This window comes from Lentiprolixibacter sp. (assembly GCF_982873095.1).
This window is the reverse complement of sequence record NZ_CEYNTP010000083.1, coordinates 1-10,252: the sequence shown is the minus strand read 5'-3', so window position 1 is coordinate 10,252 and position 10,252 is coordinate 1. Positions and strand designations below refer to the sequence as shown.

The window sequence follows — 10,252 nt, the reverse complement described above, 5'->3', positions numbered from 1 at the left end:
ATGAACGTTCCAATACCCTAAATCCGCTTATCGGGAAAAGGTGTCGATCATCGGATAATTTTAGGGTGCAAAGGATCAGAATCCGATCAAAATACAGGGATTCGGACAGTTCGTACTGTAATATTCCAGTTCGTTTACCGAGCATACACCGGGATAATCTCCCTGATACGGGCCTATATCCCGGATCAACTGAAAATGCAGGTGCGGGGCGTAGTTAACATTGACATCTGTTGTCCCCAGGGTGCCAAGGACTGAACCAGCCATAAAAGTGTCCCCTTTTTTGAGGTCTTCCAGGGATTCCACAGATAAATGCCCGTAAAGGGTATAAAAGGTACCTGCAACTGTGTGGTGTTCCAGGACAATGGTTGGGCCATAATCCCCCTGGGTGCTATTATTTTGAAAACTATGAACCACCCCCTCGAGGGGAGTGATGACCTTTGTCCCTGCCTTTGCCCAAAAATCCAATCCCAAATGAACATTCCTGGGGGTGCCCTCAGAAAAAGCCGGTTTATCGCCGTAAAGATCGCGAACCTCCAGGTAGCCACCATAGGCCACTCTGGCCTTGTTACGCTTTAGGAATGTATCGATATAGGCCTGACAGGAGTGGGGATCGGTCAGGGCTACCCCCTTTAGTTCCTCATTTGTGGTTGCAAGGTTGATCTCGCAATAGCTGGATATAGGAATAATGGGATCCAGAATAGACAAGGGCTTCCCGGGCCGAAGTGCAGCAAGCGATACCGTTGACGTCATAGTTGGTACAAGATAGGAAAGACTGACAAAATCACCTGTAACACTCAAATTAACAATGCTTTAACCTTATGTGTTCCGGGGATTGCGCATTTTTGAAAAAAAAGGAATTATGAAAAAGATATTTCGCTATACCCTTCCCATACTGGCCCTTTTGGTGAGCAGCAGCTGTCTTTCCAAGAACAAGGGGGATGCAAACTCCGCTGCAAAAGAGGCTCAGATAAAAGAGCAGGCAGTACATTCGAAGCCCTCACCCCAGGACCTGCAGCAATATGAGACGGCGTATTTCGCCTCAGGTTGTTTTTGGTGCGTTGAAGCCATATACGAAAGCGTAAAAGGAGTAGCTGAGGTGATTTCGGGATATTCTGGTGGAACAGAGGAAAATCCTACCTATGAACAGGTGAGCTATGGTAAAACTACGCATGCGGAAGCTGTGGAAATCTATTACGATCCCAAGGTCATTTCCTTTACGGAACTGGTGCAGATATTTTTTGGAAGTCACGATCCTACCACCCTGAACCGTCAGGGGCCTGACCGGGGTCCGCAGTACCGTTCCATCGCCTTCTATAAGAACGAAACGGAGAAGCAGATCATCGAGGCCTATATCCAGGCGCTGACGGACCAGCAAGAGTATGACAGGCCCATCGTTACTGAAGTTAAGCCTTTCACAATCTTTTACGAGGCGGAAGAATACCATCAGGATTACGAGCGGAGGAATCCGGATAATCCCTACATCCGAAATATATCCATACCCCGCTATAACAGGTTCAAGAAAAACTTTCCGGAATATCTAAAGGAAGATGCCCATTAATACGCCTTCAGGAAAAGGCAGGGCAGACAAGTGAAGAATGCCGTTATGTAGGTTTTGGCTCGACATATTGCCAGAATCGTGTCATTTGGGAAAGACCGGATTATTGCTTGAGCGCGATATCACTATATCGGCCGCTGATCTTTATAGATTTACCGTTATTTGGGCTTCCCTGATTTCCCCTGTGAATCACACGGCTGTTTTCCTGACTACGCTTAAGCACCAACCCCGCAGGAGTTGACAAGTCCGTTGAAATCCCCTCAACGGTAATCTCAAAGGGGGAATCCGGCAATACACAAACCACTTCCCCATTTTGAACGGATATATCCAGATTAGTAAAGTCATCATGGATAGCATTGATTTCCAGATGCCCCAGATTGTTGTTCAATTCCGCACTTTTTAGGAGCCTGTCGATAGTTACCTCGGAAGAAGTTGCCGTCAGGATCAGGTCGTGTACCTCCTGAAGTGCGACATCCTCAGAAAATTGAGCTTTTAGCCTGCCATAGTTCCAATGTTGCACATTCACCGGGGAATAGGAGGCCAGTATATTGGTTTTGTCCCCCTCTATGGTGGAGGCAAGCAACCTTGAATAGGACAAGGTTGCCTGCAAATTTTTGGTGTTTTCAGCCAGTTTCACCTCCCCATGCCTGACATTCATGTTGAGCTTGGTGGACTTGGGCATTTTTATTCTGATAGTTTTTTTAACCTTAAAGCTTTTACTTTCTCCTCCTGAAGAGCGGTAAAAAATACGTGGGGCATCTCCGGAAATAAACGCGCTACGCCTTGCCGCTCTTTCCTCTTCCCTGAGTTTACGCTGTTCCTCCATGGCCTTTCTGCGCTCTTCCTGGGCTTTCATCCTGATTTCTTCACGCTCCTTCCTCAGTTCTTCACGCTCTTTACGCAATTCTTCTCTTTCCGCCTGACGTTCTTCTGCTATTTTAGCTCTTTCTTCCATTCGCTTGGCAAAACGCTCTCCCCATTCTTCCCATTTCTTCTCATATTTCTCATCGAAGTTTTTGGTAAATTCCTCAGCCCACTCCTGGATATACTTCTCCCCGTCTTTCTTGTACTTATCGTAGTCAAAATTTTCAAATTTCAGCGCAGGCATAGGGGGCATAGGGGGCATTTCTGCAATTTCTGGAAGTTCCGGGATCTCCAACTCCATAAAAAACGGCTCAAGGTCAGGTATTTCAGGGATATCAATCACAATATTTTCGAGATCAGCAAAATGTCCGTCCATAGTTCTGAACTGCCAGCTTTTGCTTCCTGAAGTACTGATTTCAATGCGTTCACTATTCCCGAGGATCTTAATGCCATTCTCTTCGAAATAAGCATCAGCTTCCTCCGTAGTGGCCCCCTCCAGTTCGATAGTAGCCTCCACTACAACCTCGTTCCTGTTCCAGGTATCAAACTCGATATCTGCATGTGAGGTATTGATGTCCAGCACGGCATCGCTGCTCACTTTAAACGTCTCTTTGTATTCTTTTTTCTGGCTTTGTCCGTTCACCCCGAAAGCGAGCAGGCCAAAAACCAGCAACAGGGGTTTACACATGATTTGATGATAGTTGTTCATTTTTTGATGATTTAATTTGATTTAACTTCTCCTTTAATTTCTGTAGTAACTGAAGCCTAAGCTGCAGGTTTTTTATCAGGGCCGATATGGTTTGATCATTGGGCCCGAATGTGTTTAGTTCTTTATTCAGTTGATCGTATTCCCGGTTCAATGCTGCCAATTGTTCCATATAGCCATCCACCAGCTCCTTATTATCCGGAGAAACCTCCAGTTTGGATAATTCCAGGTTGATACTGGCCAGGTAATAGTCTTCTATCTTCTGTAAATCCGGGGACAAATCGCCAATGGATATGCCTTCTGTGGTATCAGCTTCCTCCGCAGTTACTGTGGGAGTTTCTGCTGGTAACACTTCGTTGTTTATCCCCAGGAAATAAATTCCCAATCCGAATAACACCACAACGGCCGCAGCAACACTCCATATCCACATCCGGTTATGGGGCTTTTGGGGCGGCATTTCCTCCTCCAGGCGTTTCATAAAACGCGCTTCATGACCGTCTTTCATCCGGAATTGCCTCTCCCGCTCTGTCTCAAATAATTTTCTAAGATCCTGTTTCATGGCTTTTCTTTTTTAATAGTTCCTTCAGATGGGCTTTTCCCCTCATAAGTCGGGTCCGGCATGCCGTCTGGGTCAGCTTAAGTATCTGGGAAATCTCGGCATGGTCATAACCCTCAACCAAATAGAGCTGTACCACGTATTTGTATTTTTCCGGCAACTGCTCCATCGCCTGTTTCACTTCCCTTAGGGAGATGGTCTCGGAAACCGACCAGTCCTCATCTTCAACTACCTTCATCTGGTAATCCTTCAGTTCCACGAATTCCATCTTTTTGGATTTCAGGAAGTCGATACAACTGTTGATCACAATACGTTTTAACCAGGCCCCGAAAGTTACCTCACCCTTAAACTGATGTATTTTTTGAAAGGCTTTTATAAAGGCTTCCTGCAAGACATCTTCAGCATCATCTGAGTTATTCAGAAAACGTGCGGCCACACAGTACATGCCATCGCAATACTGTTTGTAAAGTTGCAACTGTGCCTTCCGGTCGTTCTTTCGGCACCGTTCTACCAGATCAATCTGAAACATCAGGTGGGTTTCCTATTGGTTAATTGTTCTTGCTACCCTAAGGACGAGATATATTTCGGGCTGTTGCAAAAACCTGTATTTTTATAAAACTTTTTCACTAGATCGCCTTGCAACAAGTTACTATAAATAATGAATTCCTATCCCTGAATGTCCTGGAATACGGGGCGCGGATACGGAAACTTATGTTTCGGGACAAAAACCAAAAATGGCAGAATACAGTCGTAGCACTTGAAGATCCCGAAGCCTACTTAAGGGACGAAATTTCCCTTGGTGCCTGCGTAGGCCGTTTTGCTGGTAGGATTTCTGGCGGGGGATTCTCGCTGGACAACAGCTTTTATCCCCTACACTCGGAAGCAGGGGTGCATCTCCACGGCGGAAAAGAGGGTTTTGCCGACAAATACTGGGAAATCATTGAAGTGCATAAGGGTACTGACCCCTATGTTAAACTGGCCTATCACAGCCCGCATCTGGAAGAAGGTTATCCGGGCAACCTCGAGGTAATGGTCACCTATCAGCTTCTGAAAAACACGCTTAAAATAATACATGAGGCCACAACAGACAGGCCTACGGTAGTGAATTTAACCAACCATTCCTATTTTCAGCTAGATGACAGTAATTCAGTATCACACTATCAACTGCAACTGGGCAGTGAGCGATTCCTTGAAACACAACCCAATCTGGTGCCCACAGGAACATTAATGAACGTTAAGGGGACAGAATTTGATTTTCGAACCCCTAAAGCGATCGGTGAAACGCGTTTTGATACGCCTTTTGCACTCACGGGGGACTTTGTTTCCATGGTGTCTTCCTCAATATCCGGCATTCGCATGCGGGTCAGTACCAATCAACCCGCGGTAGTAGTTTTTACTCCTCCCTGGTTTGCTGGCATATGTTTTGAAACACAGAACTACCCGGATGCCCCCAATTTTGCTTCCTTTCCTCCACCCTATCTGCAACCTGGGGAAAGATATATCAACAACAGCAAGTTTACCTTTGATTTAGTACCTTAGAGGAGATATAAGTGTAAAACGTACCCCCTATGAAAATCTTAAAATGGATCCTCGCCGTCCTTGTTGTGGTGATTGTACTGTTCATCTTTGTAGGCATGCCCTATCTGAAAGAGCAGACCAAGAAAAACAGTCCGGAGCGCACAGCTACCTATGCACAGAATGGACTTGAACTGGAAGTAAAATACAGTAGTCCGTTCAAAAAGGGGCGGGTAATCTTCGGAGAACTGGTACCTTACAATGTCGTCTGGCGTACAGGTGCCAATGAACCCACCACCTTCTCCACCAAAACTGCCCTGCAAATCCTTGACAACAAATTGCCCCCCGGAATGTACTCCCTATGGACGGTACCCGGGCCCGACAAATGGATGGTGATGTTTAATTCTGAAGTCCCAGATTGGGGGGTTACCCTGATCAGCGGGGGTAGGGAGACAACACGAAATGCAGAAAATGACGTGTTCCAGGTAGAAGTACCGGTCCTTGGGCTCAACGAGCCCGTTGAAAGCTTCACCATTGATTTCGAAGAGGAGGCCCAGCTTTACCTTACCCTGAGCTGGGATAAAACTAAAGTAAGAATTCCCATCAATCAATAAACTTGAGTACCCCTCCAAAAAAAAGCGCTGAAGACATTAGCCCTCTAAAATTCCAGAGAAAGAAAATTCCTGAAGTAAAGGAACTGGCTCAAGCCATTTTTTCCGGGAACAAAACCCTCCTTGCCAGGGCAATAACCCTTATCGAAAGCCGGAGGCCTGAAGATCATGAAAAGGCCCAGCAGTTGATCGAAGCCTGCCTGCCTAAAGGCAAAGCCAGCATCCGAATCGGGATTACCGGGGTACCGGGAGTGGGCAAGAGCACCTTTATTGAGCAGCTTGGAAAACTGATTACCTCTAAGGGTAAAAAAGTAGCCGTACTTGCTGTAGATCCCAGCAGTAGTGTTACTAAGGGCAGCATCCTCGGGGATAAAACCAGGATGCTGGAACTTTCCCGCGATCCGGATGCTTTTATCCGGCCCTCTCCTACGGGTGATTCCCTAGGAGGTGTGGCGAGAAAGACAAGGGAATCCGTAATTCTGTGCGAAGCTGCCGGATATGATATCATTTTGATCGAAACCGTGGGTGTGGGACAAAGTGAGACCGCCGTACACAGCATGGTAGATTTTTTCCTGCTCCTTAAACTTGCGGGTGCCGGGGATGAGCTGCAGGGCATCAAGAGGGGGATCATGGAAATGGCAGACGGGGTTGTGATCAACAAGGCCGATGGAGATAACCTCAAAAGGGCACAACAGGCGCGGTCTGAATTTGAAAGCGCCTTGCAACTATACCCTCCGAAATCCAATGGCTGGACCCCGAAGGTAACCACCTGTTCAGCTCTTAATAATGAAGGTATAGCAGAACTATGGGATATGATTATGGATTTTGTAGCACAAAACAGGGCCTCGGGGGAGTTCGACCTCCACCGTAAAGAGCAAAACACCTTCTGGTTTATGCAGACGGTGGATGAGCTGCTCAAATACAGTTTTTACCAGCACCAAGGCGTGAAGGCGGCGCTTGAACAACTTACCCTTCAGGTGGCCAACAATGAGATATCACCCTTCAAAGCTGCGGAAGTACTCTTATCCTGCTACAAAGAGAACTGAAATAAAAAAGCTAATTTTGCTGCAATTCTAAAATCCGCAATGCAACCCATTACAGCTACCCGCCTTTCCCTGGTAATTCCGGTCTTCAACGAAGCAGAGAACATCCCCCTACTGGTGGAGAAGGTCCACAAGGCCCTTGAGGGGTATCACTATGACATTATCATCGTTGATGATTTCTCCTTTGACGGAACACGCCGGGTGGTTCGCAACCTGGAAGACCCACGGGTTCACCTGATCGAACTAAAGAAGAATTACGGACAAAGCCTGGCCCTGGCCGCAGGCATAGATTACGCCGAAGGGGACTATATCATCACCATGGACGGGGATCTACAGAATGATCCGGCAGACATCCCACAGATGTTGCATTTCGCAGTTAATGAAGGTTATGATGTGGTAACCGGTATACGGCAGAAAAGGAAGGACTCCCTGGTCAAGAAAATCCCATCTAAAATTGCCAACTTCATGGTACGGAGGGTAACAAAACTCGATATCAAAGACAACGGTTGTGCCCTAAAAGTGTTTAGCAAGGACATTGCCAAGGACCTGAACCTCTATGGAGAAATGCACCGTTTTATCACACTACTGGCTCATCTGGAAGGAGCTCAGATCAAACAGGTACCTGTAAAGCACCACGCCCGAAATGCAGGGGTGTCCAAGTATGGGTTGGAACGGGTTTTTAAGGTAGTCGCCGATATGATGCTGCTGCTCTTTATACGGAAATATTTTCAACGGCCCATTCACCTCTTCGGGATTTTCGGGGTTTTGCTGACCTTACTTGGGATCATTATCAACATCTACCTCTTTGTCCTGAAATGGGGATTCGGGCAGGATATTGGCAACCGCCCTCTGCTTATTTTTGGGATGATGTTCATCCTGGCGGGTATTCAGTTGTTTACTATCGGTATTGTGATGGAACTGCTCATCCGTACGTACTATGAGTCCCAGAACAAACGCCCCTATCGGATCAAGAAAATAAGTATAGGTGGGAAGCATCCGTAAGAAAACGGTAACCACGGCACTAAAGCTGCTGGCCAGCGCAGTGCTCCTGTATTTCGTGTTCAGTAAGATCCAGCTACAGGACGTACTGAACACGGTGCAAAATACACATCCGGTCTACTTATTAGGGGCGATCATCGCCTTTGCAGCTTCAAAATTCCTGGCTGCATTTCGATTGAACACCTATCTCCATCAGATAAACGTATGGCTCACCCACCTGAGCAACCTCAAATTGTACCTGTTGGGTATGTTCTACAACCTGTTTCTTCCCGGAGGAATTGGGGGAGATGCCTACAAGGGGTACGTGCTGCAAAAGAAATATGGGATCGGAACCAAAAGGGTAATTGCCATCATGGTCCTGGACCGGTTAAGTGGATTGCTATTGCTATTTGCCTATGCCTGCTTGCTTGCCCTGTTCCTGGATGTAGATGTCCTTGAACCGTATCGTGTACTTATCGCCATTACGATTGTGCTTTCCTTCACCGTCTTCTGGGTACTCAACAGGAGGTTTTTTGAGTATGTTCTACCCATTTTCTGGCCTTCCCTGGGATTCTCGGCAGCGGTACAGCTCTTGCAGCTGCTCTCTGTTTTTTTGATCTGGAGATCCCTGGGCCTGGAAGGCGATCTTCTCTCCTATCTCTTTATCTTCCTGGTATCCTCCATTGTAGCTGTATTGCCTGTTACCATAGGCGGGATTGGCAGCCGCGAAGTAGTGTTCCTCTACGGAGCCTTATGGCTTGGCCTTGAGGAAAGTGCTTCGATCAGTATAAGTGTGGTCTTTTTCCTGATCACTGCCCTGATATCACTGGCAGGGGTGGTTTACCACTTTAAAAAGCCGGAATTAGTTGTGCATGAACGCTGATCAAATGCGAAACCCATCATTCCAAATGAAGCAGGTACCTTTTCCTAAGGACCTCCTCACGGGTATCTGGATTCAGGAACCGGGCCTGTAGCCGGGTAATGCGGAATTGATCTGCCGAAAACTGCTCTTTCCATTTAATTCCCTTTGTCTTCAAGACCTCCAACTCCTTTTCTGTAACATACACCCAGACGTCATCCATTTCCACTAATCTATCTGTAGAAGTGATCTTAACCGGGCGTCTATTGTAGAAATCCAGGGCCCAGGTGTGCGCCTCAGAGATCTTATAGATCCGGTCCACCGGAATTTCCTCTTCCTTCACGATTTCTGCCATGGTGGCGCCTGCTTCATAGTTGAGCAAGGAAGGATAAAAGGACAGATTGAGGGATAGATTAAGCAATACCGCACTCAATATTGCCGTGGTAATGATCTTGTTGAATGGTGTGGTTTTTTCTACAAAAACATAGACTAATATCGATATAGAAACACTTAAAGATATATTCCCAATGATCCCCGATTCAAATACGAATTGTGTTAATAGCGCAGCAACCACGAAGCACAACCCAAGTATTCCGTACTGGACATTCCTAAAAATCTTCAATGTTTTTTCACGCTTTTCGTTTCGCAGCCATCCCAAATATGCAGCAGAAAGCACGGCGAATAAGGGAATCGTGATATTGAGGTAATGCGGCAGCTTAAACTGGGCAAAGCTGATCAGTAAAAAGATCAGGGTAATGCCGCCTACCGTGAGGAATTCAACCCCCTTTTCCGGGTGAAAACGATTGCTAAAAAAACGCTTTACCCTGGTTCCATAGGCGGCAAGGCCAATAACCGTCCAGGGCAGGAAGACCCAAAGGAAGGTGTGGAAAAAGAAAAAGTAGTCGCTACTGTTTTGTCCGACCCCCTCCCCACTCAGCCGCTCAAAACTTTGTTCCCAGAATATAAACCGGAATCCACTGCGATCTCCCTTTCCCCGGATCACCTTTTCGGGGTGCAGGTCAAACTGCTGGTAGTAGGCATAAAGCATAGGAGTAATGGTAAGGGCAAATACCACAAGGGCTAGCCCCACCCTCCAGTTCAACAGCAACTTCCATTTACGGGTATAGGCCAGGTAACACAATAACGGAAGGCCAATGACCACCAGGGCAATCTGTCCTTTAGTGGAGAAGGCGAGGCCTGCCCCCAGTGCACCTAGCATCACACTTCCCAGTGTTCCCCGTTCAAAATACAGCAGGAGCTGCCATAGGGCAAATGCCGTGAAACCCGTAAGCACGGCATCCGTACGCACATCAATCACAGAAAGTACAATGGTCTGTGCGCTGAGGAAAATAAGCGCTGCGATTTTCCCGGCGTCTGCATTATACAAGGTCTTCCCCAGGCCGTAACAGCTCCATCCCCCCAGGAATGTGGCCAGGATAGCAGGTATGCGATAGGCCCAGTCGTAAATGCCAAATATCTTGAAAGACAAGGCCGCGAGCCAGTAGTGCAGATGGGGCTTATCCAGATATTCTTCAGGACCCTTGAAGAGATTTATAAAATCATTT

Annotated in this window: 11 protein-coding genes; 6 read left to right on the top strand and 5 right to left on the bottom strand. The window is 46.9% G+C overall.

The genetic code is table 11. The annotated features are described in order from the left end of the window. Positions 1-75 precede the first annotated feature (75 nt). The gene (locus AC4E7D_RS06755; RefSeq protein ID WP_490173049.1) at positions 76-750 is read right to left on the bottom strand and encodes a peptidoglycan DD-metalloendopeptidase family protein; all 675 of its coding nucleotides are present in this window, start codon (positions 748-750) and stop codon (positions 76-78) included. A 109-nt stretch (positions 751-859) separates the two neighbouring features. Between AC4E7D_RS06755 and msrA the strand changes: the two genes are divergently transcribed. Beyond that, on the top strand, positions 860-1,558 hold the full coding sequence (gene msrA / locus AC4E7D_RS06750) for a peptide-methionine (S)-S-oxide reductase MsrA (RefSeq protein WP_490173048.1): 699 nt from the start codon (positions 860-862) through the stop codon (positions 1,556-1,558). A gap of 100 nt (positions 1,559-1,658) precedes the next feature. Here msrA and AC4E7D_RS06745 read toward each other — a convergent pair whose 3' ends face one another. Genes AC4E7D_RS06745 through AC4E7D_RS06735 form a run of 3 tightly spaced genes read right to left on the bottom strand, consistent with a single transcriptional unit; the run spans position 1,659 to position 4,210 of the window. Continuing rightward, positions 1,659-3,128 (bottom strand): hypothetical protein, encoded by a 1,470-nt coding sequence (locus AC4E7D_RS06745; RefSeq protein WP_490173047.1) that lies wholly within the window; start codon positions 3,126-3,128, stop codon positions 1,659-1,661. Then, positions 3,100-3,684 (bottom strand): hypothetical protein, encoded by a 585-nt coding sequence (locus tag AC4E7D_RS06740; RefSeq protein WP_490173046.1) that lies wholly within the window; start codon positions 3,682-3,684, stop codon positions 3,100-3,102. Before AC4E7D_RS06740 ends, AC4E7D_RS06745 begins: the two co-directional genes overlap by 29 nt. Beyond that, on the bottom strand, positions 3,668-4,210 hold the full coding sequence (locus tag AC4E7D_RS06735; protein ID WP_490173045.1) for an RNA polymerase sigma factor: 543 nt from the start codon (positions 4,208-4,210) through the stop codon (positions 3,668-3,670). The genes AC4E7D_RS06740 and AC4E7D_RS06735 overlap by 17 nt, the downstream gene beginning before the upstream one ends. 107 nt (positions 4,211-4,317) lie before the next feature. Between AC4E7D_RS06735 and AC4E7D_RS06730 the strand changes: the two genes are divergently transcribed. From AC4E7D_RS06730 to AC4E7D_RS06710, 5 genes are read left to right on the top strand one after another with little or no spacing between them, the layout of a single operon-like run. Further along, positions 4,318-5,220, top strand: coding sequence for an aldose epimerase family protein (locus AC4E7D_RS06730; protein WP_490173044.1), 903 nt, complete (start codon positions 4,318-4,320; stop codon positions 5,218-5,220). Between the two features lie 29 nt (positions 5,221-5,249). Continuing rightward, a complete protein-coding gene (locus tag AC4E7D_RS06725; RefSeq protein ID WP_490173043.1) occupies positions 5,250-5,810 on the top strand; it encodes a DUF2911 domain-containing protein in 561 nt (186 codons plus the stop codon). 2 nt (positions 5,811-5,812) lie between these two features. Continuing rightward, positions 5,813-6,853, top strand: a complete 1,041-nt coding sequence (gene meaB / locus AC4E7D_RS06720) for a methylmalonyl Co-A mutase-associated GTPase MeaB (RefSeq protein ID WP_490173042.1) — start codon at positions 5,813-5,815, stop codon at positions 6,851-6,853. Between the two features lie 39 nt (positions 6,854-6,892). Continuing rightward, entirely contained in the window at positions 6,893-7,852 is a 960-nt protein-coding gene (locus AC4E7D_RS06715) for a glycosyltransferase family 2 protein (RefSeq protein ID WP_490173041.1), read from the top strand. Continuing rightward, positions 7,836-8,711, top strand: a complete 876-nt coding sequence (locus AC4E7D_RS06710; protein WP_490173040.1) for a lysylphosphatidylglycerol synthase transmembrane domain-containing protein — start codon at positions 7,836-7,838, stop codon at positions 8,709-8,711. Before AC4E7D_RS06715 ends, AC4E7D_RS06710 begins: the two co-directional genes overlap by 17 nt. A gap of 16 nt (positions 8,712-8,727) precedes the next feature. On the opposite strand, the gene AC4E7D_RS06705 is transcribed toward AC4E7D_RS06710, so the two are convergent. Then, a partial coding sequence (locus AC4E7D_RS06705; RefSeq protein ID WP_490173039.1) for an ArnT family glycosyltransferase occupies positions 8,728-10,252 on the bottom strand: 1,525 nt, incomplete at its 5' end.